The organism is Pectobacterium sp. CFBP8739 (assembly GCF_013449375.1).
In the GTDB taxonomy this organism is placed as follows: domain Bacteria; phylum Pseudomonadota; class Gammaproteobacteria; order Enterobacterales; family Enterobacteriaceae; genus Pectobacterium.
In genome coordinates, this window is the sequence record NZ_JACDRR010000010.1 from 1 (window position 1) to 24,579 (window position 24,579).

A 24,579-nucleotide genomic window follows, 5' to 3' on the forward strand; every position below is an offset into this window, starting at 1 on the left:
CTGCTCCACCCCGCGTCCGTGGATGCGCACTATACTCTCCATAAGCATTGATGCAACCTATTTCTCTAAAAAACGCGGTATTTGGCTGTCAGGTGATTGATTTACCGCCTTGTAGGCTATTTTGTGACCGCAATGTGGCGGTGGGAGGAAACCCCACCTTTTACTGTGCGCGTGCCGAACGGGATACGCGCGATCCGTGGATTTATGTGCTGTCCCATTCCTTTCTCGATAGCCGTTTGTTATCGTTCGACGGTAAATTTTTTGATGTAAAAAGCGAGCGCAAAGATGAAGGGACGGTGGGGAAAATATGTGCTGACCGCAGTGGTCATTGCCATTCTGGCAGGGTGTCAATCTCGGCCAACCGATCGCGGGCAGCAATATAAAGATGGCCACCTCAACCAGCCTCTGGAATTGGTGAATGAGCCGAATGCCAAGGGTAAACCCGTCAATGCACGGGATTTCATGACTCAGGTTTCTGAAATCCGCTCGGCGTCACCGAGTCTCTATACGCGCAATAATACAACCTTTCAGGCGATTGAAAACTGGATGATGTCTGGGGCTGATACTCGTGAACTGAGCAAGTTTGGCCTGAACGCCTGGCAGATGGAAGGCGTCGATAACTTCGGCAACGTGCAGTTCACCGGTTACTACACGCCAGTGCTACAGGCGCGCCATACTCGTCAGGGTGAATTCCGCCATCCTTTATATGCCATGCCATCAAAGGGCAGAAAGAACAGTCGGCTACCGGATCGTGCTGGCATTTATGCTGGTGCACTGGATGACAGGCTGGTTCTCGCCTGGACTAACTCGCTGGTCGATAACTTCATGATGGAAGTGCAGGGCAGCGCCTATATTGATTTTGGCGATGGACGCCCGCTGACGTTCTTCGGCTATGCCGGTAAAAACGGCCATGCCTACCGCAGTATTGGTAAAGTGCTGATCGATCGGGGTGAAGTCCCGCGTGAAGAGATGTCTATGCAGGCCATTCGCAAGTGGGCGGAGCAGCATTCCGAGTATGAAGTCCGGGAATTGTTTGAGCAGAATCCTTCTTTTGTGTTCTTTAAACCCATGATGTCCGCGCCTGTGAAAGGGGCAAGTGCCGTGCCGCTGGTGGCGAAAGCCTCTGTTGCCTCTGACCGTTCACTGATTCCGGCGGGCACCGCTTTGTTAATGGAAGTGCCGCTGTTGGATAATGTGGGTAAATTTACTGGCAAGTATGAAATGCGCCTGATGATTGCACTGGATGTCGGCGGGGCGATTAAAGGCCAGCACTTCGATATGTATCAGGGCATTGGGCCAGATGCAGGGCATTCGGCTGGCTTCTATAACCACTATGGGCGGGTCTGGGTATTGAAGAGTGCGCAAAGCAGCCCAGCGAACGGTTCAGGTTCTTCACTGCTGGTTAATTATCAACAAAACTGATTCTTCTCTGAGGTTGTCATGGCGATTAAACGTTATCCGCATCTTGCGCATTGGGGCGCGTTTACCGCTGTGGTGGAAGATGGCAGGCTGATCCGATGTGAGCCCTTTGCGGGCGATCCCGCTCCTTCCCCTATGCTCGATTCCATCGTGCCGCTGGTGTATTCCGACCGACGTATCCGTCGGCCTTCGGTGCGGCGTTCCTGGCTCCAGAAACGTGAGAATAGCGACAGAACGCTGCGTGGCCGAGAAGACTTTGTTGAAGTGGATTGGGATGTGGCGCTCGATCTGGTTGCGCAGGAGAATCGCCGTATTCGCGATCGCTACGGTGCGGATGGCCTGTTTGCCGGTTCCTACGGCTGGTCATCTGCCGGGCGCTATCACCATGCGCGTTCTCAGGTACGACGTTTCTATTTCTCCGGCGGTGGCGCGGTCGATCAGCAGGGGAATTACAGCTGGGGCGCAGCGCAGTTCTTCCTGCCGTACGTGATTGGCACCTTCCATCCTCTGACGGGCAAGGTGACGGAATGGCGCAGCGTCGCCGAGCACTGTGATATTTTCCTCGCGTTTGGTGGTCTGGCGCTGAAAAACGCGCAGGTGGCCTCCGGCGGTGCTGGGCACCACACCTTGAAGCCCGCGCTGGAAACGCTGGTGGCGAAAGGGATTCCGGTCATTAACATCAGCCCGATGCGCGATGACTGCCCTGAATTTGTGAATGCCGAGTGGATTCCAATCCGTCCGAATACTGATGTCGCTCTGATGCTGGCGCTGGGCTATGAGATTCAGCGTTTGGGCGCTGACGATAAGGATTTCCTGCAACGCTACTGTGTTGGTTACGAGCAACTGAGTGACTACTTGCATGGTCGCGGCGATGGCGTGGTGAAAACGCCCGAATGGGCCAGCGACATCACGGGCATTCCCGCTGAACGTATTCGGCGTCTGGCGCAGCAGTTGATCGGTGTGCGCAGCTTTATTACCTGTTCTTACTCTGTGCAGCGCGCGCATCGCGGTGAGCAGCCATACTGGATGATGATTGCGCTGTCTTCGATGTTGGGGCAAGTGGGGTTGCCCGGCGGCGGATTCTCCTTCGGTCATGGTTCGATGAATAGCGTGGGCAACGAGCGTATTTCAACGCCTGCGCCAGCTTCGCCTTCCAGCCCGAATGCGGGGCGAGCGATCCCCGTGGCGCGCATTGCCGATATGCTCTTGCATCCCGGTACGCCTTATACCTTTCAGGGCGAAACCCATACTTATCCCGATATTCATCTGATTCACTGGGCGGGCGGTAATCCGTTCCATCATCACCAGCAGTTGAACCGTCTGGTGGACGGCTGGCGCAAACCGGATACGGTGATTGTGCAGGATATCGTCTGGACGCCAGCCGCGCAGATGGCGGATATCGTACTGCCCGTGACGACCACGTTGGAGCGTAATGATATCGGTGGGTCGTCCCGCGATCGCTTTATTTTTGCCATGCATCAGGCGATTACGCCGCAGCATCAGGCGCGTAATGACGTGGATATCTTCAACGAGTTGGCGGAACGCTTGGGTTATGGCGACACGTTCACGCAAAATCGCAGTGAGTGGCAGTGGTTAGAACACCTTTATGACGAGTGCCGTTCAAGACAGCGAGGCGTTGCTGATAACTGGCCGTCATTCGAGGATTTCTGGCAGCAGGGATATGTCGAAATCCCGATGGATGAAAAGCCATTTGTGTTCTTTGAGGATTTCCGCCGCGATCCGCAGCAGCATGCACTCAGCACGCCCAGTGGTAAAATTGAACTGTTTAGCTCCGCGATTGCCAGCTATGGCTATGCCGATTTTGCACCGCACCCAGAGTGGCAGCCTCCCGTTGAATGGCTGGGAGCCAAAAGCACGGAAGAATGGCCGCTGCACTTTATCTCCATTCAGCCGTCCGACCGTTTGCACAGCCAACTGGCCGCGACGCCGCAGGTTGCCGCGAATAAAACCGCAGGAAAAGAGACGCTTTACATGCACCCGCAGGATGCTGCTGCGCGGGATATCGCCGACCGTTCGCAGGTGGAAGTTAGAAATGCGCGTGGTCGTATTCTGGCTGGCGTACAGATTACTGACGGCGTCACGCCGGGCGTGGTGATTATGTCCACCGGTGCCTGGTTTGAGCCTGGATTTGGTCAGAAAACGTGGCATCCGGTTGAACAGTCTGGCAATGCGAATGTACTGACGCTGGATATCGGCACGTCGCCGCTCACACAGGGGCCGAATGCCATGAGCTGTCTGGTAGATGTCGTGCGGATTTAGCGCTATCCTGAGCCGCTTTTTTCGCTGTGTTATTCTTCTGTGATTTTGTTTTCGTAAGGTTGGTTGAATGAGTACGCAATTATCCGAAGCCTATTTGCAACGTTTCGGCGGCACCGCGCGGTTATATGGTCAACAGGCGCTGGCGTTGTTTTCCCAGGCTCACGTTTGCGTGATTGGCATTGGTGGCGTCGGTTCCTGGGCGGCTGAGGCGCTGGCGCGTACCGGCATCGGCGCGATTACGCTTATCGATATGGATGATGTGTGCGTCAGTAATACCAACCGCCAGATCCATGCGCTGCGTCAGCACACTGGGCAGTCGAAGACGGAAGTGATGGCGGAACGTATTCTGGCGATCAACCCGGAATGTCGCGTCACCTGCGTGGATGATTTCATTAGCGCGGAAAACGTGGCCGAGCTGCTCGATAAAAACTTCAGCTATGTGATTGATGCCATCGACAGCGTACGCCCGAAGGCGGCGCTGCTCTCTTACTGTCGCCGCTATAAGATTCCAGTGGTGACAACCGGCGGTGCAGGTGGGCAGATCGATCCGACTCGGATTGAAGTGGTCGATCTGGCGAAAACGATTCAGGATCCGCTGGCGGCCAAGCTGCGCGAGCGGTTAAAGCATGATTTTAACGTGGTGAAGAACAGCAAAGGAAAGCTGGGGATCGACTGCGTGTTTTCCAGCGAGCCGCTGGTTTATCCGCAGCCTGACGGTTCCGTTTGTGCCTCGCGCAGTACGGCAGATGGCGTAATGCGTATGGATTGTGCGTCAGGCTTTGGCGCCGCGACGATGGTCACCGCAACCTTCGGGTTTGTTGCAGTATCCCATGCGTTGAAGAAGATGATGGCGAAAAGGGAAAGAGCATCTGCGACGTAACAGGTGTTTGTGACAAAATAAAGCCTGTGGTGCAGAAGTCGCGCGAATCTTGCTATTTTCCCGTTGCTTCGTGTTCCGCAATGTCTCGGATTCTGGCGGTCAACGCAGCCAGCCCGCTTGAACGTGAAGCGCTGAGCTGAGCGCGTAACCCCAGCATGTCAAAGAGCGCCAGCGGATCGTGCTGCAATAGCGTATCTGGCGTTTTTCCCTCAACGGCGGTTAGCAACACCGCCAGTAATCCCCGTACGATGCGTCCGTCGCTGTCACCGTAAAAATGCAAGCTGCCATCTTCCTGACGTTGATAACCCAGCCAGACGCGATTTTCACAGCCGGATAATGAAATCTCGTCTGTTTTCAGCCCCTCAGGCAGTGCTGGCAGCGCTTTTGCCAACAAAATGAGCTGCCGATAGCGATCTTCCCATGCGCGACAGGTATCGAAGCGCGCCAGCAGTTCGGTGGCGGTGATGGCGTGGCCGAAAGGGTGCCTGTGCTCAAAAGGATACATAGCGTCAGTTGTCTCGTTCATGGTTTAGTCAATCAGTAATTCAAGGGCGTTGCCTACCGCGGCGATCAGCGCGGCAACATCCTGTTGGTTATTGTACGGAGCAAATGAGGCGCGAAGCGTGCCGCTGACGCCGAGTACGTCCATCAGCGGCTGCGCACAGTGATGCCCAGCACGCAGTGCGATGCCACTTTCTGCTAACAGCGTCACCAGATCGCTGTGATGCACATCGGCAATATCAAAGGACAGTACGCTGGACTGCGGGCTACGGAAGCTGCGAAAGCCGGGGAACTGCGCCAGATGGGTTTCGGCAAGCTGCGCTAAATGCTGGCTGTGCTGTTCCGCCGCGTGCCACTCCTGCTCGCTGAGCCAGTCTAACGCCGCAGACAGGCCAAGCACGCCGGCAATGTGTGGCGTTCCCGCTTCAAACCGCTGTGGAATCGCCTGCGGTTTAAAGCCATCAAAGGACACCTGCGTCATCATTTTTCCACCGCCTTGCCACGGCATCATGCTTTCCAGCAAGGCGGTTTTGCCGTACAACACGCCGATCCCCGTTGGGGCATACAGTTTGTGCCCAGAAAACGCATAGAAATCAATATCCAGCGCTTGTACATCTGGCGGGCAGTGAACTATGCCCTGCGCGCCGTCAACCATCACTACCGCGCCATAGCGGTGAGCCAGCGCAATGGCGCGCGCCAGATCGGGCTGACCGCCTGTCACGTTTGACATTTGCCCCAGCGCCAGCAGACGAGTTTTGGGGGTGATTAACGTGGCGAGCTGCTCAACATCCGGTAAGAAGTCTGTGCCTATCGGTAACTTCACCACTTTTGCGCCGGTTTGCTGTGCCACCATTAGCCATGGAATGAGGTTAGCGTGATGCTCCGCCTCACTTACAACAATCTCATCACCCGGTTGAAGGCGAGGGCGAGCATAGCTCTGCGCGACCAGATTGATCGCTTCCGTTGTGCCTCTGGTCCAGACAATGGAACGCGGATCGTCCGCGTGGAGTAAGGTAGCGACTTGCTCTCGAGCGCCTTCAAAGCGCTGGGTCAACGCCTGCGCACCGCGATGCTGGCTGCGATGCACCGTGCCACTCTCGCTGCAATAGAATGCTTGTACCGCATCAATAACGGGCTGTAGTTTCAGCGCGGTCGCGGCGCTATCAAGATAGACCGTTGAATGCTGGAGGGCGGGGAACGGTTGGCGAAAGGTGGCGGGGTTAAACGGTGTCATGAGCATCCTCTTTTGGAGGGCAGATCCTGTCCCATTTTGTTGAGAGAGACAAGTTTAGGACTATGCCTAATGCGATTTTATGGAAAAAAAAGCAACTATTGCTACGCTTTAAAGTGTTAATTTTCAGGATTTCCTGATGAATATGGTTAATTAGAAAATATTTAAATTCATTGAGGGTTAACTATGAAGAATAAAATTTCTATTTTTGCCGCTATCGTGATGGCGTTTTCTCTGGCAGCCTGTTCCAGTAATTACGTCATGCATACCAATGACGGGCGCACCATCGTTGCAGAGGGGAAACCGAAGGTTGATGATGAGACGGGGATGATCAGCTATACCGATGCCTACGGTCAGCAGCAGCAAATTAACCGTGATAATGTGAAAGAAATGGCAAAAGAGAAGTAGTGCTGCTTGCTTACCACTGCACGTTGCCCGTTAAGCCTTGTCAGACTCAGATAGGTGTGACATGGCATTCAGGTGTGAAACGCAGGCAAAAAAAAGCACCGCAATTTGCGGTGCTACACAAAAAATCACTTTGGACAGACAGGGTAAATGTACAGGAAGTGAATAGGGTAGACTCGCTACCACATCTGCAAAGGGCAGACAAACAAATAGCAAACACAACATCACAACCACAAGCCAAAAGCACCTCAGGTCACCCCTCCGCACTTTTCGTTCCGGCCCAGGAAGTTGCGCTAATATAGGTATTTGCTGGTACATCCTCAACGGACAAATTATAATGTCTCGGATTATAAAAACTAATAGATGTACCCGTCATCTTTTCGTTGCAGAGAATCCGGCTATTGCCACTGGCATTAATCGCTTAGCCAGCTAATTGGCAGGCGATCTTGCCCTTTGTTGCCTTTCTGCATCTTAAGATTTAATGGGTACGAATGTACCTGATAAATCGCTGATTTAGCGTAAACCAAAAGATTTCATTCATGTCAAAACGTCTCCCACCGCTCAACGCATTGCGCGTTTTTGATGCGGCGGCTCGCCATTTAAGCTTTACCAAAGCGGCAGAAGAACTGTTTGTTACGCAGGCTGCCGTCAGTCACCAGATTAAGTCACTGGAAGATTTTCTGGGGCTTAAATTATTCCGCCGTCGTAATCGCTCCCTGCTACTGACGGAAGAGGGACAAAGTTACTATCTTGATATCAAAGAGATCTTCTCCTCTTTGAATGACGCGACCCGTAAGCTGCAATCCCGCAGTGCCAAAGGCGCGTTAACGGTCAGCCTGTTGCCCAGCTTTGCCATTCATTGGCTGGTGCCGCGTCTGTCGAGTTTTAACTCCGACTATCCGGGAATTGATGTGCGTATTCAGGCGGTGGATCGCGATGAAGATCGGCTGGCGGATGACGTGGATGTCGCGATTTTCTACGGTCGCGGAAACTGGCCGGGGTTGCGGGTAGAAAAACTGTACGCTGAGTATCTTTTGCCAGTTTGTTCGCCAGCGTTGCTGACGGGGAATCACCCGTTAAAAACGCCGGATGATTTGGTCGCACACACACTGTTGCACGATGCGTCGCGTCGTGACTGGCTGTCCTATACGCGCCAGCTTGGTGTGCAGATTAACGTACAGCAAGGGCCGATTTTCAGCCACAGCGCGATGGTGTTGCAGGCGGCGATTCACGGGCAGGGCGTCGCGCTGGCAAATAATGTGATGGCACAGACGGAAATCGAAGCCGGGCGTTTGGTATGCCCGTTTAACGATGTGCTGGTCAGCCGGAACGCTTTTTATCTGGTATGTCATGACAGTCAGGCAGAACTGGGTAAAATAGCCGCCTTTCGTCATTGGATTCTGGCGCGGGCAGCCAGCGAGCAAGAAAAATTTCGTTTTCGCTATGACAACGGCACGCGCTGAGGCCGTGTGGCTGTCGAAGGTTGAGTGACCGAATAACTCACGTAGATAATTTATGCAGATAGCTACGATGATAGATAACAACGATTATAGGTAACTACGATGAATAGTCGTTTCATGCTGGTGTTTGCTGCTATCAGCGGCTTCACTTTTGTCGCGCTGGGCGCGTTTGGTTCCCATGTTCTTAGCAAGACGCTGGGTGCAACAGAACTGGGCTGGTTGAAAACCGGCCTTGAATATCAGGCATTTCATACGCTAGCGATTCTGGCGCTGGCGGTTGCGATGCAACAGCGAACCAATCTGTGGTTTTACTGGAGCAGCGTTTTTCTGGCGTTGGGAACGGTACTCTTCAGTGGAAGTTTGTACTGTCTGGCGCTTTCTCACCTGAAACTGTGGGTTTATGTGACGCCGATTGGCGGAACCTGTTTTCTGGTGGGATGGATATTATTATTGATTGGCGCACTGCGTCTGAAGAGAAAGGCTGAACGCCATGAATAAAGTCGTTTTGTATTGCCGTCCTGGGTTTGAGAAAGAGTGTGCGGCGGAAATAACGGAAAAAGCTACGCAGCATAATGCGTTCGGCTTTGCGCGGGTAAAAGAAAACAGCGGTTACGTGGTGTTTGAGTGCTATCAGCATGAAGATGCTGAGCGTTTGGTGAAAACACTGCCGTTTCATGAGCTGATTTTTGCCCGTCAGATGTTCGTAAGTGGTGAACTACTGCGCGATTTGCCGCCAGAAGATCGTATCACGCCAATTGTCGGTATGTTGTCGGGGGCTATTGAACGGGCGGGAGAGCTGCGCGTTGAAGTTCCTGACACCAACGAAAGCAAAGAACTGATGAAATTCTGCCGCAAATTCACCGTGCCGCTGCGTGCGGCATTGCGCGAACATAAAATTCTGTTGGGCTATGAAAAAGCGGATCGGCCGGTACTACATGTGCTGTTCATTGCGCCAGGCTGCTGCTATGTCGGCTATTCCTATAGCAACAACAATTCACCGTTTTACATGGGTATCCCACGGCTTAAATTCCCTTCTGATGCGCCAAGCCGTTCGACGTTAAAACTGGAAGAAGCGTTCCACGTCTTTATTCCTGCGGATGAATGGGATGAACGCTTGGGCAGCGGAATGTATGCGGTGGATCTAGGCGCGTGTCCCGGCGGTTGGACTTACCAACTGGTGAAACGCAGCATGATGGTTTATGCGGTAGACAACGGCCCAATGGCACCGAGCCTGATGGAGACTGGGCAGGTGATGCACCATCAGGCGGACGGCTTCCGCTTTGAACCGCCGCGTAATAATGTGTACTGGCTGGTGTGCGATATGGTAGAGAAGCCCGCGAAAGTTACCAGCCTGATGAGTGATTGGCTGATCAAGGGTTGGTGTCGCGAGGCCATTTTCAACCTGAAATTGCCGATGAAGAAACGCTATGAAGAGGTGTCGCAGAATCTGGCCGTGCTGCGTGAACGCCTGAGCGAAAATGGGATTAATGCTGAAGTGCATGCCAGGCATTTGTACCATGACCGCGAGGAAATCACCGTACACGTTCGTCGTTTCTGGAGCGCAGTGCCTGGCCGTCGCGACGAGCGGTAAAATAAGAGATATTGTGGATTTTGCTGTTATCCGGCGTAAAAAATTATGCTGAGGAGATAGTCGGCTTAGGATGAGCCGCACGGATGCGGCGAAAGCTTGCGCCAGGCTGGGAGCATGTCGCAAGCGGTCCGTTAAGCCAGATACCGACGAAGGTACCGCATAGCGGCATAATTTAGCCAGAAGCCTGAGGTCATGGGGCGAGCGGCGTGTGAGCCGCCCCATGTCGGGCGCATGCTACTGGGGTAGCATGAAAAATGACGGTATTATTGCGCACGAGACCCTCTCCTAGTCTGCATAAAAAATGTGACTAAGAGGCAGGTATCAATAGGGGCACATCGTCCGTCTCTTAATATGGTAGCCTCAACTGTTGCAGATTGCCATTGAGCGTTAAATCGGTACGCAGTGTGGCAATCTGACGGCTGACTAGCGCCATTTCTTTATGCTGTTCCAGCTTCTTACGCCACTTTTCTGGCACGCTATCTAATTGTTGATAGAGCGCTTCCAGACTCCCTGCCTGCTGCAACAGTTGTGCGGCGCTTTTAGGGCCGATACCTGCGACGCCCGGTATTTTGCTGCTGCTAATGCCCGCAAGCCCCCAATAGTCCGTAAGCTGCTGCGGCGACACACCAAACTCCTGTTCAACAAACGGCAGATCCAACCAGCGCTTCTGGAAGTAGTCCCTGATCTGAATGTGTGGCGCTAATAGCTGGCAGTATCCTTTATCGGTCGACACAATCGTTGCCTGATGACCCGCTGATGAAAGCTTGGTGGCTAGCGTCGCCGCCAGATCGTCGGCCTCATTGCCGAGACTATGCCAGCTTGCTACGCCTGCTGCGGCAAATGCTGCTTTAATCTGCGGGAGTTCCTGCTTCAGATTCTCCGGCATTGGCGTGCGTCCTGCTTTGTAGTCCGGCAGGAGCTGGTGACGCCAGCTGGTATCGCGATCTTCATCATCAAAGACGGCGACAGCATGCGTAGGCTGACTGTGTTGTATGAGTTGATGCAGCGCATGTTGGCATGCCGTGATACAAGGCGAACCTTGTACCGCATGAATGCGACGTATCAGATTGAGCGCGTCGACAATCAGCAAATGGACGGGCATCGCGTAATTCCTGATGTGATAAGAGGGGGAAGCTGTGCTTCCCCACAGAGGTACGACTGAGCGGTAAACCGTTAGGAGCAGATTTCGTAGCAGGGGATATAGGCACTGCCGGGCAGCTTCATGCGCTGCTGTGCGACAAAGCCTTGTAGCAGCGTATCCATGCTTTTCATCATCTGCGGGTCGCCGTGAATTTTGTACGGCCCACGTTGCTCAATCGCTTGAATGCCGACTTCCTTCACATTACCAGCCACAATGCCGGAGAACGCCCGGCGCAGCGCGGCAGCCAGCTCTTCAGCGGGCTGATTAGGGTGCAGGTTGAGATCGGCCATATTTTCATGTGTCGGCTCGAAAGGCAGTTGCAGATCGGGCGCAATGCGTAGTGACCAGTTAAAGCTGTACGCATCGCCAGTATGGCGACGGCTCTCTTTCACCAACGGCATGGCTTTTTTCATCTGACGAGCGACTTCTGCGGCATCATTAATGATGATCGAGTAGTAACGACGCGCCTGACGGCCCAGCGTGCCAACGATGAATTCGTCCAGTACGCGGAAATAGTCGGCGCTTTCTTCCGGCCCAGTCAGGATAATTGGCAACACCTGCTCGCTGTTTTCTGGGTTCATCATGATGCCTAGCAGATAGAGGAACTCTTCCGCCGTTCCGACCCCGCCGGGGAAAATGATGATGCCGTGTCCGATACGGACAAACGCTTCCAGACGCTTTTCGATGTCCGGCATGATGATCAGTTCATTGACCAGCGGATTCGGCGGTTCGGCCGCAATGATGGACGGTTCGGTCATACCGATGAATCGCCCTTCTTTATAGCGCTGCTGTGCGTGGCCGACGGCGGCACCTTTCATTGGTGCTTCCATGGCACCTGGGCCGCAGCCCGTACAGATATTCAGTTCACGCAGGCCGAGCTGGCTGCCCACCTTGCGGGCATACTGGTATTCGATTTCATTAATCGAATGGCCGCCCCAGCAAACTACCATGTTCGGCTCTTCCCCGACGTGGAGCGCCTTGGCATTACGCAGGATAGAAAACACCAGATTGGTGATATGAGCCGAATTTTCCAGATTCAGGTTCTGATAGCGCCCCGCGCTGGCGATTTGGCCGTTGACGAAAAGAATGTCGCGCAATACGGCGAACAGGTTAGCTTGCAAGGCGCGAATAATGTTGCCGTCAACGAAAGCATCTTCCGGCGGGTTCACCAATTCCAGTTTGACACCGCGCTCACGGCGCAGCACGTTGATATCAAAATCTTCATAGCGAGACAGCAGCTCTTTGCTGTTATCGGTCTGGCTACCGGAATTCAGTACGGCGAGAGAACAGTTGCGAAACAAACGGTAGAGATCGCTGCTGGCTGTGCTTTTCAGCATGTCCACTTCCAACTGCGATAACAAATCCATCGATCCCAATGGGCTGATATGTGTAATCAATTTTGCTCCTTGAAACGCAATATAATTCGCGATGCCATGCTGGCTGCCGAGAGCACGTTCCGTTATTACACGCTCGACGCTTCAGCAACATGGCACGAATGTCATCCATTTAAGGCACGAGGCGGAACGTCATACGTAAAATACCGCGAGCCTAAATGAAACCTACTTGAGCACCGTTCAGACGTTATGGATCTTTTGTTGTCTGGCACACCACCTTAACGCGCTGCCATCATTTTTTCCAATGTTGGCAGCAGTCTGCTGCCTAACTTGCGTGACGCTACGCATCTTATCGTGCGGAGCTGTGATTTATCGGTCGGTTACTGGCGTGGCAGACGTCCATTTGGCGCGTTAAACGGGGTGTTACTGCGCCACGGGTTGATGTCCAGCCCGCCGCGTCGGGTATAGCGGGCATAAACGCTGAGTTTTTCCGGCTGGTAGTAGCGCATAATGTCGTTAAAAATTCGTTCCACACACTGTTCATGAAATTCGTTATGATGACGAAAGGAGACAATGTAGCGCAGCAGCGCTTCACGGTTAATGCGTGTACCGCGATAGTGGATCTGTACCGAGCCCCAGTCGGGCTGATGGGTAATCAAACAGTTGGATTTCAGCAGGTGGCTGACCAGCGTTTCCTCAACGACAGGCGCGTCCTGTTCGTTTGTCGCCAGATAGTCGGCGTTGAAATCGTAGCTGTCGATCTGAATGTCTTGATCGTCGATGCACTCGCCTGTGAATCCTGCTATCGGCTGGCCTTCAAGCTCGCAGAGTTTGAAAAGCGTGATGCTGACGTCCCCCTGAGCGCAGTGCGCCAGATCCTTGGCTAACGTAGCACGTACGCTTTCCCAACTGTCGAATGTCGTCTGATTAAAGCTGTTCAGGTACAGCTTGAAACTTTTTGATTCAATCAGATTCAGGCTTTCCGCATTGAGATGCATTTCACCGACGGCCACCTGAGGCACGCCGCGGGTGTTCAGCCAGGAAAGCTCGTAGAGCGTCCAGATATCTGCACCATGAAAAGGCAGACTATCAGGATGAATACCCAGTGGATCGCGGTTCAGGCTACGTGGTACCGGTTGCAGAAGTGCGGCATCATAGCGGTCGTGATAGGGGGTGGGTTTGCCCAGAGTCAGCCCGCTCAGGGCCTGATGTTTGTCATAAACGGACATGCTGTTACCTTGATGTGATAAACGTGATAGCGAATAGTGTAACCTGACTAAAAGAGTGATGAGAAAAATTATGGAGCATGAGGTTGTTTCGGCACTGTCGGCGTTTACCCAGCGCTATGTTGATTACTGGCAGCAGCAGAAGGGGCATTTTCCCGCCAGTGAAGCCCTTTACGGCATACCTTCCCCGTGCATTATCGAAAATCATGAGGGTACGGTTTACTGGTCGCCCCAACCTTTTGCTCCTTCAGCCGCATTGGACGGCGTAGAACGTGCGCTGGACATCAGCCTGCATCCTGATATTCATGCTTTTTACACTGCGCAGTATGCCGGAGATATGACGGCGCAGTTTGATTCGCTCTCCTGTCACCTGTTGCAGGTATGGAGTGAGGAAGATTTCACCCGTATGCAGGAGAATCTGATTGGCCATTTATTAACGCAGAAACGCCTTAAGCTGACGCCAACGCTGTTTTTAGCAACGACCGATTCAGAGATGACAATGGTGTCGTTGTGTAATATTTCTGGTGAAATCATCCTGGAAGAGTTCGGCACGAAAAATCGTCAAATTTTAGCGCCGACGCTGACAGCGTTTCTTTCTAACCTGAACCCGTTAGCGGTCTAATGGTTAATCGAATTTCACTTTCGGCTTTGTAAGAGATCTCTTACATTTGCTGTAAGAAATATCTTATCTTTAATGTTGAAAATAGGTTTCATTTTTATTTTTCCATTATTAATTAGCAAATTACAATAAAAAATTACCGTATCGCTGAAGGGGTATTGAGAAACATTGTCACTTACCCCTTGCTGAAAGCTGACAATTAATACATCTTATTACTTAAGTTAGTAACCGGTTACAGTGTGTGTAATGGTGACTATTGGTAACAAAATAGTGTTGCTGCGCTCCGAATGTTTTCAGGACGAAACGTTGTTTCAGGAAGAGACAACGTCTCAGGATGAAACACTTTTTTAGGGATAAAGATTGTTTTAAGAAGAAACATTATTTTAGGAATAAACATTGTTTTAGGAATAAACATTGTTTTAGGAATAAACATTGTTTTAGGACGAAACACTCGTTTCAGGAAGGAACACGGTTTCAGGATGAAATCAGGGACACCTCCAGGAAGGAGACCGAGAGCCGATTAGGAATATCGGTGGGGCAGGAGCCTAAAGGGATTGAGTCACGGAAGATACAGGATGGAAACGTCAGGAAGAAAGTAGGACGCCTGCAAGGATTGTGGGTCAGGGAGACCAAAAAGGAAAAGTTTTCATGGATGAGCAGGGATGCAAATGTGTAGCGGGATAGCTATAAAACGAACCGGGGGTACTGAGCAATCAGTACCCCCACTTTTTTGCCTGTAGCATGGTGAACTCAGGCTGTCGCCGATAGCCTGTGGTCAACATGCGGCGATTGGGTCAGGCTGATATCAATGCTATGCTTTGCCGCCATTACTGTTGGCTTCAAGGGCGAGAAACCGCATGAGTAGAGAGAATCAGGTTCGTCAGTCATTATTCGATATTGAGCGCGCATTGAGAGAAAGTCCTTTCTGGCAAGTTGTTCCGCCAGAAGATGAGGCGTTTAACAGCACGGAGCCCTTTAGCCTCGATACCATGAAACCCGAAGAGTGGTTGCAGTGGGTCTTTTTACCGCGCATGCATGCTTTACTGGACAGCGAATTAGCGTTGCCCGCTGAGCTGGCTTTGCTTCCTTATTTTGAAGAAGCGTTGGAAGGCACGCCAGAAGAGACGGCGGCGATCCTGTTGCGTATCGGGCTGCTCGATGAGCTATTCCGCTCAGATGCTCAGGATGGCGCAGCACACGATGCTTGAGATTATTTATCAGGATGAGCATCTGGTCGCTGTCAATAAACCTAGCGGCTGGCTAGTCCACCGTAGCTGGCTGGATCGCAAAGAAAAGGTCGTGGTGATGCAGACCGTGCGCGATCAGATCGGCCAGCACGTGTATACCGTTCATCGTCTCGACAGGCCGACATCCGGCGTGTTGCTGCTCGCATTGTCCAGCGAGGTGGCACGTTCGTTATCCCAGCAGTTTGAATCACACCAGATGCAAAAAATGTATCATGCCGTTGTGCGGGGCTATGTGCTGGATGACGGCGTGCTCGACTATGCGCTCACCGAAGAGCTGGACAAGATCGCCGACAAGTTTACTAATCCTGATAAGGCACCGCAGCCTGCTGTTACGCATTACCGTTCCTTGGCGCAGGTCGAGATGCCGGTTGCCATCGGCCGTTACCCAACGGCACGCTACAGTCTGATGGAGCTGAAGCCGCAGACTGGGCGCAAGCATCAACTCCGCCGCCATATGTCACACCTTCGTCATCCGATCATCGGCGATACCGCGCACGGTGACCTGCGACACAATCGTGGCATGGAGACACATTTTTCCTGCGGTAGACTCATGCTGCATGCCAGCGAGCTGCAACTGAATCATCCAGTGAGCGGGCAGCTATTGACGTTACAGGCCCGCTGGGATGCGCCGTGGCAGGGGGTGATGACTCAGTTTGGCTGGCAGGGGATTCTCCCTGAGTTTGAAGGGGTTGAGTTTCCTGCCGACTAGGGTCAGGATAGCGAGCATTTCATCGGGTAATATCTGCCGTATTACTTTTGTATAGCTTTTATATCAAACACATCGAATTCAAAAGGGAGTCAGACGCATGGCGCAGATTGGTATTTTTGTTGGTACGGTCTACGGGAATGCATTGCTGGTGGCCGAAGAAGCCGAAAATATTCTCAGAGATCGTGGCCATGAGGTTAAGGTCTTTGAAGATGCGACGCTGGAATCCTGGCTGGGCTACCGCGAGCAGACGGTTTTAGTGGTCACGTCGACGACGGGACAAGGCCAACTGCCTGATTCTATTATTCCGCTTTACGCTGCACTGCGTGAAAAAGGTGGTTACCAGCCCGCGCTGCGTTATGGTGTGATTGCGCTGGGCGATAGCAGCTATCCGAATTTCTGCGCGGGCGGCCATCTTTTTGATGCGCTGTTGCAGGACATCGGTGCTAAGCGTCTGGGCGACGTGTTGGAAATTGATGCCGTCGAACATCCAGAACCGGAAGTGATGTCATGCCCGTGGGTTGAAGGATGGTCTGATTTGGTTGATGCACAGTGATGCTGTGCTGAAATGAGAAACGGGAGCCTGTCGTGCTCCCGTTTTCGTTGCGGCCTGTGGAGATCATCGCCTTAGCGATTCTTGGTCAGCTTCTCTAAATCCGCTTCGATTTCGGTAATTTTGTTGGAAACGACGCTTTCCAGATGACGCAGATCGTCAAGGATTTTGCGTTTCAGATCGACTTCAACCTGTTCCTGCTGGCAGATCTTGTCTAATTCATCAATTACATAGCGCAGATTTGGGCTGATCTCATTGATCTCTTTATAGCCCTGTCCAGTGTTGTCGGCCACGATGGTCTTACGCTGGCGTGGATATTTGAATTTCACGCTTTTGGCGAAAAACTCGCCCTTATCTTTACGAAAATAGATCTTCAGGATGTCGTTGTTCGCTTCCTGACGCAGGCTATAGCGATCGATATCATCGGGATTGGTAATGCCCAGGCTTTTTAGATTGTCATACATAGCGTCACCTTCTCGGTTTTTAGATAGTCCTGATTATCATGCCAGCGAGAACCTACACTGTTTATACCCGCCATACCGAAGTATTTAGGGAACATATAAATAACTTATCGTTCGTACATAAAAAAACGGCGGGTGATTAACCCGCCGCTTCTCGTTTAGTCGATGGTGCGTAATAACTCATTGATACCCACTTTTCCACGGGTTTTCGCATCCACTTTCTTCACAATAACGGCACAGTACAGGCTGTAGCTGCCATCTTTGGACGGCAGGTTGCCGGAAACCACAACGGAGCCAGCCGGTACGCGGCCATAGTGGACTTCGCCAGTTTCACGATCGTAAATACGGGTGCTTTGGCCGATGAACACGCCCATGGAGATGACGGAACCTTCTTCTACGATCACGCCTTCTACCACTTCAGAACGCGCGCCGATGAAGCAGTTGTCTTCGATGATAGTCGGGTTAGCCTGCAGCGGCTCCAGAACACCGCCGATGCCGACGCCGCCGGACAGGTGAACGTTTTTACCGATCTGAGCACAAGAACCGACGGTTGCCCACGTATCCACCATGGTGCCTTCATCAACGTAAGCGCCGATGTTGACGTAAGACGGCATCAGTACGGTATTACGTGCAATAAACGCACCTTGACGCACGCTTGCTGGTGGCACGACACGGAACCCTTCACGCTGGAAGCGGGCTTCATCATAGTCGGCAAACTTCATCGGCACTTTGTCGTAATAACGCGTTTCCGCGCCTTCCATTACCTGATTATCGTTAATACGGAAAGAGAGCAGCACGGCTTTCTTCAGCCATTGGTGGGTAACCCACTGGCCGTCGATTTTCTCTGCAACGCGCAGGGCGCCGCTATCCAGCAGGCTGATAGCCTGATTGACGGCTTCACGCGTGACGGTGTCTGCGTTTGCCGGAGTGATTTCAGCGCGGCGCTCGAAAGCCGTCTCAATGATGTTCTGTAGTTGTTGGTGCATCCTGATTTCTCTTTCCTGATTGTGAAAATTAACTCAATGGTACTTTATCGTTTGGGTTAAGGGCTTCTGTCAACCGTTCTTGCAATTTAAGGCGTAAATCCGGCTTTAATGCCCGTCTGTCGCTGTCTGCTAGGATGAAAAGATCCTCTACCCGCTCGCCGATCGTGGAAATGCGTGCGCCGTGCAGCGACAGGTTGAGATCGGCAAAAATCTCACCGATACGTGCCAACAGCCCTGGTTGGTCAAGCGCGCTCAGCTCCATATAGCTACGTCTGTCCGTATGTGTCGGCAGGAAGTTGACTCCCGTTGGCACGCTGAAGTGGCGCAGCTTAGGTGACGGTCGCCGTACGCGCGGGTGTTGATAATGCCGTTGTGTCAGCGCTTGCTCCAGCGAGTGACGTATCATTTCATGCCGATCCTGCGCCAGCGGGCTGCCATCAGGTTCCAGCACGATGAACGTATCCATCGCCATACCGTCGCGGCTGGTAAAGATTTGCGCGTCGTGCACGCTGAGGTTGCGTCGATCTAACTCACCGGCGACCGCAGCGAAAAGATAAGGCCTGTCTGGGCTCCAGATAAAAATCTCTGTACCGCCACGGCTGGCCTGATGGCTTATCAGCACCAGCGGTTTGTTGACATCATGCTCCAACAGGTGGCGCGCGTGCCAAGCCAACTGGTTTGGTGAGTGGCGCAGGAAATAATCGGCCCGACAGCGGCTCCAGATGCTGTGCAACGCTTCTTCATCGATGTTATCCATTCGCAGCAGCGCCAGCGCCTGCAAGCGATGATGGCGGACGCGTTCGCGTAAATCCGGCGTATTTTGCATGCCGCGGCGCAGCTGTTTCTCTGTCGCAAAATAGAGTTCGCGCAACAGGCTTTGCTTCCAACTGTTCCACAGCGTTTCATTGGTGGCGCAGATATCCGCTACTGTCAGGCTGACCAGATAGCGCAAGCGGGTTTCGCTCTGCACTTCGGTAGCAAATTGCTGAATGACAGTGGGATCCTGAATGTCGCGACGCTGTGCGGTGACGGACATCAGTAGATGGCAGCGCACCAGCCAGGAAACCAGTTGAGCTTCGCGTGAATTCAGCCCGTGCAGCGCGGCAAATTCCAGCACGTCCTGCGCACCCAGTTCAGAGTGATCGCCGCCGCGGCCTTTCGCAATATCGTGGAACAGGGCGGCCAGCAGCAATAATTCGGGCTGAGGCAGGCGAGGGTGAAGTTCTACGCACAGTGGATGCTGTGGCCGCGTCTCCTCGTCGGCGAAGCTTTCCAACTTGAGCAGGACGCGAATCGTGTGTTCATCCACGGTATAAGCATGGAACAGATCGAATTGCATTTGGCCGACAATATTTCCCCACAGTGGCATGTACGCCCACAGCACGCTGTGGCGATGCATTGGTAGCAGCGCACGACTCACCGCATGTGGGTGGCGCAGAATATTCATGAATAGCTGGCGCGCTTCCGGAATGGTGCAGAGCGGGCTGGCGAGGTGACGACGTGCATGGCGCAGTTGGCGCAACGTGGTGGAGTAGATGCCGTTGATGTCGCGGTTGCGCACCATCAGGTAAAACATGCGCATGATGGCTTCCGGCTTTTTGATAAACAGGTTTTCATCGCGCAGGTCCACCAGATTACCGCGTAGCTGGAATTCATCGTCAATCGGACGAGGTTTCTCACTCGCATCCAGTGCCAGAATAGCTTCGTCAAAGAGCTGCAACAGCATCTGATTCAACTCGCTGACGCGGCGCGTCATGCGGTAGAAATCCTTCATCATGCGCTCTACTGGCGTGTTGCCTTCACCCCGATATTGCAACAGCTGTGCGACGTTAAGCTGTCTGTCGAACAGCAGCCGGTTGTCGTAACGCGGCAGGAGCAGATGCAGGGCAAAGCGGATGCGCCACAAAAAGCTTTGGCACTCGTTCAGCTCTTTACGTTCGGCCTCTGTCAGGAAGCCGAACCCCACCATCTCATTCAGCGAGGTGGCGCCGAAGTGGCGTCTCGCGACCCACAGCAACGTGTGAATATCGCGCAGCCCGCCCGGACTGCTCTTGATGTCGGGTTCCAGATTGTAGCTGGTGCTGTGATAGCGTTGATGGCGTTCCTGCTGTTCGGCGATTTTTGCTGGAAAAAACGTGGATGACGGCCAAAATTCGTCACTGAATACGTGTTTTTGCAGCGTGAGAAACAGGGCGACGTCGCCGCATATCATGCGCGATTCGATCAGATTGGTTGCGACGGAGATATCGGCGCGCCCTTCCTGTAGGCACTCTTCCAACGTTCTGACGCTATGGCCGACTTCCAGTTTCAGATCCCACAGCAGGGTGATGAATTGGCCGACACGCTGGGAATGTTCCTCACTTAGCGCCGTCTGGCTTAAGACCAGTACGTCGATGTCGGAGAGGGGGTGCAGTTCACCGCGGCCGTATCCGCCCACGGCGACCAGCGAAGTTTGGGCGATGGTTTCAAAGCCGTAGAAGTACCACAGCCGCTGCAACAGGCGATCGATAAACAGGGTTCTGGCATCTATCAGCTTTTCTGCGCTGACGCCGGCGCGGAATTCTGCACCGAGCCACAGCTGAAACAGTTCTAATTGCTGTTTCAATGTCTGACAATCCAGCATGTCATCTGAGTAAGTCAGCGGTGACGCGGGGAGCTGTACGGGGGCAGTGGCGTCTGCTGGGCTGTCTGGTGAGGACGCAGCGGGTGGCGTACTGTCTGGCGAAAAGCGGTTATCTGTCATAGCGCAGCCCAAAAAAAGCCGGCATCTGCCGGCTTAGTGTTTACTCTTCATGCGTGATGATGTTGGGGAGGGTGTCATCCTTTCGCAACGTCATTATTTCGCAGCCGTTATCAGTTACCACAATAGTATGCTCGTACTGTGCCGACAAGCTGCGATCTTTGGTTTTTACCGTCCAGCCGTCTTTCATCGTGCGAATACGGAAATCACCGGCATTGAGCATGGGCTCGATCGTAAAGGCCATACCCGCCTGCAACACCACACCGCCGTCATCGGCATCATAGTGCAGAACCTGCGGCTCTTCATGGAAGCCTTTACCGATACCGTGGCCACAATATTCACGCACGACGGAGAAGTTATTCCCTTCCGCAAACTGCTGGATAGCTTTACCCAACGTACGCAAGCGAATGCCGGGTTTCACCATTTTCAGCGCCAGATAGAGGCTTTCCTGCGTGATGCGACAGAGGCGCTCGCCCAGAATGGTTGGCTTGCCTGCGATGAACATTTTTGAGGTATCGCCGTGGAAGCCGTCTTTGATGACGGTGACGTCGATATTGACGATATCACCATCTTTAAGGATTTTGTCGTCGCTAGGAATGCCGTGGCACACCACTTCGTTGATGGAGATGCAGACGGATTTCGGGAAGCCGTGATAGCCCAGACAAGCAGAAATGGCCTGCTGCTTGTTGGTGATGTGATCGTGACAGATTCTGTCCAACTCGGCGGTACTCACGCCTGGCACCACATAGGGTTCGATGATTTCGAGAACCTCGGCAGCCAGACGGCCAGCTACGCGCATTTTTTCGATGTCTTCAGGAGTTTTAATTGAAATTGCCATTGATGATTGTCCGCAGGTGCCTGTTAAGCACAAAAATTAAGAGCGATAACTAATAACTTATGTTACCAGCCATGCCGCTGGCTTGCCAAACTATCATTCTGATTTGTGGACGATTGAATAACAAATGTTGGTGTCGCTGGGGGATTTATGGTATAAAGCGCGCCGATGATCCGGCTGGATATCGGTTATACGGTATTCAACCACATCGACTAAACTCACTTTGTGTAAATAACACACACATGTCGGCACGTTCGCCGGGGTGCTCCTGAGGTGTTTCACCGGATGGGGTCGGCGCAATGGGACATGTGGAGGCATAACCCCATACTTAATTAATAGAGGTAATCATGGCAACTGTTTCCATGCGCGATATGCTCAAGGCTGGCGTACACTTTGGTCACCAGACCCGTTACTGGAACCCGAAAATGAAGCCATTCATCTTCGGTGCACGTAACAAAGTTCACATCATCAACCTTGAAAAAACTGTACCAATGTTCAACGACGCTCTGGCTGAACTGAGCAAAATTGCTTCTCGCAAAGGAAAAATTCTGTTCGTTGGTACTAAGCGCGCAGCAAGCGAAGCGGTAAAAGATGCAGCCAACAACTGCGATCAGTTCTTCGTGAACCATCGTTGGTTGGGCGGTATGCTGACTAACTGGAAAACCGTTCGTCAGTCCATCAAACGTTTGAAAGATCTGGAAACCCAATCTCAAGACGGCACGTTCGACAAGCTGACCAAAAAAGAGGCGCTGATGCGCACTCGTGAACTGGACAAGCTGGAAAACAGCCTGGGCGGTATCAAAGATATGGGCGGTCTGCCAGACGCGCTGTTCGTTATCGACGCCGATCACGAGCACATCGCAATCAAAGAAGCTAACAACCTGGGTATTCCGGTATTCGCAGTGGTTGATACCAACTCCGATCCAGATGGCGTTGACTACATCATCCCTGGTAACGATGACGCAATCCGTGCAGTTAGCCTGTACCTGAGCGCTGTTGCTACTGCTGTCCGCGAAGGCCGTTCTCAAGATCTGGCTGTGCAGGCAGAAGAAGGCTTAGTAGAAGCTGAATAATAAGTCTGGCTCGTTGAGCCCTTATTAACCAGGTAGTACTAGTTTGGTTAGGGGCCTTTTTATGGCCCCTTTTTCACTTTTAAAGCTGTTTGGTTGTGACGACCAGGCAGAACAAATCTTCCGAGGATTTTAGAATGGCTGAAATTACCGCATCCCTGGTAAAAGAGCTGCGTGAGCGTACCGCTGCGGGCATGATGGAATGTAAGAAAGCGCTGGTTGAAGCTAACGGCGACATCGAGCTGGCAATCGAAAACATGCGTAAATCTGGCGCAATTAAAGCTGCGAAGAAAGCAGGTAACGTTGCTGCTGATGGCGTGATCAAGACTAAGATCGACGGTAACTACGCTGTGATCCTGGAAGTTAACTGCCAGACCGACTTCGTTGCTAAAGACGCTGGTTTCCAGGCATTTGCTGACAAAGTGCTGGACGCTGCGGTTGCAGGCAAAATCACTGACGTTGACGTGTTGAAAGCACAGTTCGAAGAAGAGCGTGTTGCACTGGTTGCGAAAATCGGTGAGAACATCAACATCCGTCGCGTTTCCGCTCTGGAAGGCGAAGTTCTGGGTAACTACCAACACGGTGCGCGCATCGGTGTTCTGGTTGCCGCTAAAGGCGCTGACGAAGAGCTGGTTAAACACCTGGCTATGCACGTTGCAGCAAGCAAACCAGAATTCGTTAAGCCAGAAGACGTGTCTGCTGAAGTGGTAGAGAAAGAGTACCAGGTTCAGTTGGAAATCGCGATGCAGTCTGGCAAGCCGAAAGAAATCGCAGAGAAAATGGTTGAAGGCCGTATGAAGAAATTCACCGGTGAAGTTTCTCTGACGGGTCAGCCTTTCGTTATGGATCCAGCTAAGTCTGTTGGTCAACTGCTGAAAGAGCACAACGCTGACGTGACTAACTTCATCCGTTTCGAAGTGGGTGAAGGTATTGAGAAAGTTGAGACTGACTTTGCTGCTGAAGTTGCAGCAATGAGTAAGCAGTCTTAATAGCAAAAAAAAGAGCCGCCAGTTGGCGGTTCCTTTTTATCCAGCCCAAAGAGTTTTAGTTCGCTTGGTTTCCTGCATTCAGATAGGAGCCGAGTGGAACAGTTTTGATTTTTACAACCCCCCAATACGACGACAGCCTGTAGGATAAGAACACCATGGCAACCAATGCAAAACCCGTCTATCAACGAATCCTGCTGAAGCTCAGTGGCGAAGCTTTACAGGGAACTGAAGGTTTTGGTATCGATGCGAGCATTCTGGATCGCATGGCTCAGGAAGTGAAAGAACTGGTTGAGTTAGGCATTCAGGTCGGTGTGGTTATCGGCGGTGGTAACCTGTTTCGTGGCGCGGGTCTGGCTAAAGCGGGTATGAACCGCGTTGTGGGCGACCACATGGGAATGCTGGCGACCGTCATGAATGGTCTGGCAATGCGTGATGCGTTGCACCGTGCCTATGTGAACGCTCGCCTGATGTCTGCTATTCCGCTGAATGGCGTCTGTGACAACTACAGCTGGGCAGAGGCGATTAGCCTGCTGCGTAATAACCGCGTAGTGATCTTCTCAGCCGGAACAGGCAACCCTTTCTTCACCACGGATTCTGCGGCTTGTCTGCGCGGCATTGAAATTGAAGCGGATGTCGTATTGAAAGCGACAAAAGTCGATGGCGTCTATTCTGCCGATCCCGTCAAAGATCCTTCAGCGACGATGTATGAAACGCTAACCTATCAAGACGTGTTAGAACGTGAGCTGAAAGTCATGGATCTTGCCGCGTTCACGCTGGCACGCGACCATAATTTACCAATCCGTGTTTTCAACATGAACAAGCCAGGCGCACTGCGTCGCGTTGTCATGGGTGAAAAAGAAGGGACGTTGATTAGTCAGTAATAACGGCTCACGCCAATTATGGGG

The 24,579-nt window shown here is 52.5% G+C and carries 23 protein-coding genes; 14 read left to right on the forward strand and 9 right to left on the reverse strand.

What is annotated here, in order from left to right; all coding sequences use genetic code 11:
- The first annotated feature begins 285 nt into the window (after window positions 1-285).
- The 3 genes from mltA (at window position 286) to tcdA (ending at window position 4,579) form a co-directional block, all read left to right on the forward strand.
- Window positions 286-1,422 (forward strand): murein transglycosylase A, encoded by a 1,137-nt coding sequence (gene mltA / locus H0247_RS08475; protein WP_180742160.1) that lies wholly within the window; start codon window positions 286-288, stop codon window positions 1,420-1,422.
- 18 nt (window positions 1,423-1,440) lie between these two features.
- Window positions 1,441-3,699, forward strand: coding sequence for a molybdopterin-dependent oxidoreductase (locus tag H0247_RS08480; RefSeq protein ID WP_180742161.1), 2,259 nt, complete (start codon window positions 1,441-1,443; stop codon window positions 3,697-3,699).
- A gap of 67 nt (window positions 3,700-3,766) precedes the next feature.
- On the forward strand, window positions 3,767-4,579 hold the full coding sequence (tcdA, locus tag H0247_RS08485) for a tRNA cyclic N6-threonylcarbamoyladenosine(37) synthase TcdA (protein ID WP_180742162.1): 813 nt from the start codon (window positions 3,767-3,769) through the stop codon (window positions 4,577-4,579).
- A 52-nt stretch (window positions 4,580-4,631) separates the two neighbouring features.
- Here the strand turns inward: tcdA and csdE are convergent, their stop codons facing one another.
- A complete protein-coding gene (gene csdE, locus H0247_RS08490; protein WP_180742163.1) occupies window positions 4,632-5,105 on the reverse strand; it encodes a cysteine desulfurase sulfur acceptor subunit CsdE in 474 nt (157 codons plus the stop codon).
- Window positions 5,106-5,108: 3 nt separating this feature from the next.
- Window positions 5,109-6,314 (reverse strand): cysteine desulfurase CsdA, encoded by a 1,206-nt coding sequence (csdA, locus tag H0247_RS08495; RefSeq protein WP_180742164.1) that lies wholly within the window; start codon window positions 6,312-6,314, stop codon window positions 5,109-5,111.
- 183 nt (window positions 6,315-6,497) lie between these two features.
- Here csdA and H0247_RS08500 point away from each other — a divergent pair, with 183 nt between their 5' ends.
- From H0247_RS08500 to rlmM, 4 genes are all read left to right on the forward strand, one after another.
- A complete protein-coding gene (locus H0247_RS08500) occupies window positions 6,498-6,719 on the forward strand; it encodes a YgdI/YgdR family lipoprotein (protein ID WP_180742165.1) in 222 nt (73 codons plus the stop codon).
- 536 nt (window positions 6,720-7,255) lie between these two features.
- On the forward strand, window positions 7,256-8,179 hold the full coding sequence (locus H0247_RS08505; RefSeq protein WP_180742166.1) for a transcriptional regulator GcvA: 924 nt from the start codon (window positions 7,256-7,258) through the stop codon (window positions 8,177-8,179).
- A 99-nt stretch (window positions 8,180-8,278) separates the two neighbouring features.
- Window positions 8,279-8,674: a DUF423 domain-containing protein gene (locus H0247_RS08510; protein ID WP_180742167.1), complete on the forward strand. Its 396-nt coding sequence runs from the start codon at window positions 8,279-8,281 to the stop codon at window positions 8,672-8,674.
- The gene (gene rlmM, locus H0247_RS08515; RefSeq protein WP_180742168.1) at window positions 8,667-9,767 is read left to right on the forward strand and encodes a 23S rRNA (cytidine(2498)-2'-O)-methyltransferase RlmM; all 1,101 of its coding nucleotides are present in this window, start codon (window positions 8,667-8,669) and stop codon (window positions 9,765-9,767) included. The genes H0247_RS08510 and rlmM overlap by 8 nt, the downstream gene beginning before the upstream one ends.
- 346 nt (window positions 9,768-10,113) lie before the next feature.
- Here rlmM and xni read toward each other — a convergent pair whose 3' ends face one another.
- The 3 genes from xni to queF form a co-directional block, all read right to left on the reverse strand.
- Window positions 10,114-10,869: a flap endonuclease Xni gene (gene xni / locus H0247_RS08520; RefSeq protein WP_180742169.1), complete on the reverse strand. Its 756-nt coding sequence runs from the start codon at window positions 10,867-10,869 to the stop codon at window positions 10,114-10,116.
- A 71-nt stretch (window positions 10,870-10,940) separates the two neighbouring features.
- A complete protein-coding gene (gene ppnN, locus H0247_RS08525) occupies window positions 10,941-12,305 on the reverse strand; it encodes a nucleotide 5'-monophosphate nucleosidase PpnN (RefSeq protein WP_180742170.1) in 1,365 nt (454 codons plus the stop codon).
- Between the two features lie 317 nt (window positions 12,306-12,622).
- Window positions 12,623-13,471 carry an NADPH-dependent 7-cyano-7-deazaguanine reductase QueF gene (queF, locus tag H0247_RS08530; protein ID WP_180742171.1) on the reverse strand — a complete coding sequence of 283 codons (849 nt, stop codon included), beginning with the start codon at window positions 13,469-13,471 and terminating at the stop codon, window positions 12,623-12,625.
- A gap of 70 nt (window positions 13,472-13,541) precedes the next feature.
- On the opposite strand from queF, the gene syd reads away from it, so the two are divergent.
- The 4 genes from syd to H0247_RS08550 all read left to right on the forward strand — a co-directional run bounded on the left by syd (window position 13,542) and on the right by H0247_RS08550 (window position 16,596).
- Window positions 13,542-14,090, forward strand: coding sequence for a SecY-interacting protein (gene syd / locus H0247_RS08535; protein ID WP_180742172.1), 549 nt, complete (start codon window positions 13,542-13,544; stop codon window positions 14,088-14,090).
- Between the two features lie 854 nt (window positions 14,091-14,944).
- A complete protein-coding gene (locus H0247_RS08540; RefSeq protein WP_180742173.1) occupies window positions 14,945-15,295 on the forward strand; it encodes a YqcC family protein in 351 nt (116 codons plus the stop codon).
- On the forward strand, window positions 15,288-16,043 hold the full coding sequence (gene truC, locus H0247_RS08545; RefSeq protein ID WP_180742174.1) for a tRNA pseudouridine(65) synthase TruC: 756 nt from the start codon (window positions 15,288-15,290) through the stop codon (window positions 16,041-16,043). Before H0247_RS08540 ends, truC begins: the two co-directional genes overlap by 8 nt.
- A 97-nt stretch (window positions 16,044-16,140) precedes the next feature.
- Complete coding sequence (locus H0247_RS08550) at window positions 16,141-16,596, forward strand: flavodoxin (protein WP_180742175.1); 456 nt, start codon at window positions 16,141-16,143, stop codon at window positions 16,594-16,596.
- Between the two features lie 71 nt (window positions 16,597-16,667).
- Here the strand turns inward: H0247_RS08550 and H0247_RS08555 are convergent, their stop codons facing one another.
- The 4 genes from H0247_RS08555 to map all read right to left on the reverse strand — a co-directional run bounded on the left by H0247_RS08555 (window position 16,668) and on the right by map (window position 21,618).
- Complete coding sequence (locus tag H0247_RS08555; protein ID WP_180742176.1) at window positions 16,668-17,057, reverse strand: DUF3461 family protein; 390 nt, start codon at window positions 17,055-17,057, stop codon at window positions 16,668-16,670.
- 155 nt (window positions 17,058-17,212) lie between these two features.
- Window positions 17,213-18,040, reverse strand: coding sequence for a 2,3,4,5-tetrahydropyridine-2,6-dicarboxylate N-succinyltransferase (gene dapD, locus H0247_RS08560; RefSeq protein WP_180742177.1), 828 nt, complete (start codon window positions 18,038-18,040; stop codon window positions 17,213-17,215).
- A 28-nt stretch (window positions 18,041-18,068) separates the two neighbouring features.
- A complete protein-coding gene (gene glnD / locus H0247_RS08565) occupies window positions 18,069-20,783 on the reverse strand; it encodes a bifunctional uridylyltransferase/uridylyl-removing protein GlnD (protein ID WP_180742178.1) in 2,715 nt (904 codons plus the stop codon).
- Between the two features lie 40 nt (window positions 20,784-20,823).
- Entirely contained in the window at window positions 20,824-21,618 is a 795-nt protein-coding gene (map, locus tag H0247_RS08570; protein WP_180742179.1) for a type I methionyl aminopeptidase, read from the reverse strand.
- A 344-nt stretch (window positions 21,619-21,962) separates the two neighbouring features.
- Between map and rpsB the strand changes: the two genes are divergently transcribed.
- The 3 genes from rpsB to pyrH all read left to right on the forward strand — a co-directional run bounded on the left by rpsB (window position 21,963) and on the right by pyrH (window position 24,555).
- Entirely contained in the window at window positions 21,963-22,688 is a 726-nt protein-coding gene (gene rpsB / locus H0247_RS08575) for a 30S ribosomal protein S2 (RefSeq protein WP_010284816.1), read from the forward strand.
- Between the two features lie 134 nt (window positions 22,689-22,822).
- Entirely contained in the window at window positions 22,823-23,674 is an 852-nt protein-coding gene (tsf, locus tag H0247_RS08580) for a translation elongation factor Ts (RefSeq protein WP_010284820.1), read from the forward strand.
- A 155-nt stretch (window positions 23,675-23,829) separates the two neighbouring features.
- The gene (gene pyrH / locus H0247_RS08585) at window positions 23,830-24,555 is read left to right on the forward strand and encodes a UMP kinase (RefSeq protein ID WP_010284821.1); all 726 of its coding nucleotides are present in this window, start codon (window positions 23,830-23,832) and stop codon (window positions 24,553-24,555) included.
- Window positions 24,556-24,579: the final 24 nt, after the last annotated feature.

Coding starts and splice junctions, on each gene's coding strand:
- mltA (WP_180742160.1), top strand. CDS start 286: ATGAAGGGACGGTGGGGAAAATATGTGCTGACCGCAGTGGTCATTGCC.
- H0247_RS08480 (WP_180742161.1), top strand. CDS start 1,441: ATGGCGATTAAACGTTATCCGCATCTTGCGCATTGGGGCGCGTTTACC.
- tcdA (WP_180742162.1), top strand. CDS start 3,767: ATGAGTACGCAATTATCCGAAGCCTATTTGCAACGTTTCGGCGGCACC.
- csdE (WP_180742163.1), bottom strand. CDS start 5,105: ATGAACGAGACAACTGACGCTATGTATCCTTTTGAGCACAGGCACCCT.
- csdA (WP_180742164.1), bottom strand. CDS start 6,314: ATGACACCGTTTAACCCCGCCACCTTTCGCCAACCGTTCCCCGCCCTC.
- H0247_RS08500 (WP_180742165.1), top strand. CDS start 6,498: ATGAAGAATAAAATTTCTATTTTTGCCGCTATCGTGATGGCGTTTTCT.
- H0247_RS08505 (WP_180742166.1), top strand. CDS start 7,256: ATGTCAAAACGTCTCCCACCGCTCAACGCATTGCGCGTTTTTGATGCG.
- H0247_RS08510 (WP_180742167.1), top strand. CDS start 8,279: ATGAATAGTCGTTTCATGCTGGTGTTTGCTGCTATCAGCGGCTTCACT.
- rlmM (WP_180742168.1), top strand. CDS start 8,667: ATGAATAAAGTCGTTTTGTATTGCCGTCCTGGGTTTGAGAAAGAGTGT.
- xni (WP_180742169.1), bottom strand. CDS start 10,869: ATGCCCGTCCATTTGCTGATTGTCGACGCGCTCAATCTGATACGTCGC.
- queF (WP_180742171.1), bottom strand. CDS start 13,471: ATGTCCGTTTATGACAAACATCAGGCCCTGAGCGGGCTGACTCTGGGC.
- syd (WP_180742172.1), top strand. CDS start 13,542: ATGGAGCATGAGGTTGTTTCGGCACTGTCGGCGTTTACCCAGCGCTAT.
- H0247_RS08540 (WP_180742173.1), top strand. CDS start 14,945: ATGAGTAGAGAGAATCAGGTTCGTCAGTCATTATTCGATATTGAGCGC.
- truC (WP_180742174.1), top strand. CDS start 15,288: ATGCTTGAGATTATTTATCAGGATGAGCATCTGGTCGCTGTCAATAAA.
- H0247_RS08550 (WP_180742175.1), top strand. CDS start 16,141: ATGGCGCAGATTGGTATTTTTGTTGGTACGGTCTACGGGAATGCATTG.
- H0247_RS08555 (WP_180742176.1), bottom strand. CDS start 17,057: ATGTATGACAATCTAAAAAGCCTGGGCATTACCAATCCCGATGATATC.
- dapD (WP_180742177.1), bottom strand. CDS start 18,040: ATGCACCAACAACTACAGAACATCATTGAGACGGCTTTCGAGCGCCGC.
- glnD (WP_180742178.1), bottom strand. CDS start 20,783: ATGACAGATAACCGCTTTTCGCCAGACAGTACGCCACCCGCTGCGTCC.
- map (WP_180742179.1), bottom strand. CDS start 21,618: ATGGCAATTTCAATTAAAACTCCTGAAGACATCGAAAAAATGCGCGTA.
- rpsB (WP_010284816.1), top strand. CDS start 21,963: ATGGCAACTGTTTCCATGCGCGATATGCTCAAGGCTGGCGTACACTTT.
- tsf (WP_010284820.1), top strand. CDS start 22,823: ATGGCTGAAATTACCGCATCCCTGGTAAAAGAGCTGCGTGAGCGTACC.
- pyrH (WP_010284821.1), top strand. CDS start 23,830: ATGGCAACCAATGCAAAACCCGTCTATCAACGAATCCTGCTGAAGCTC.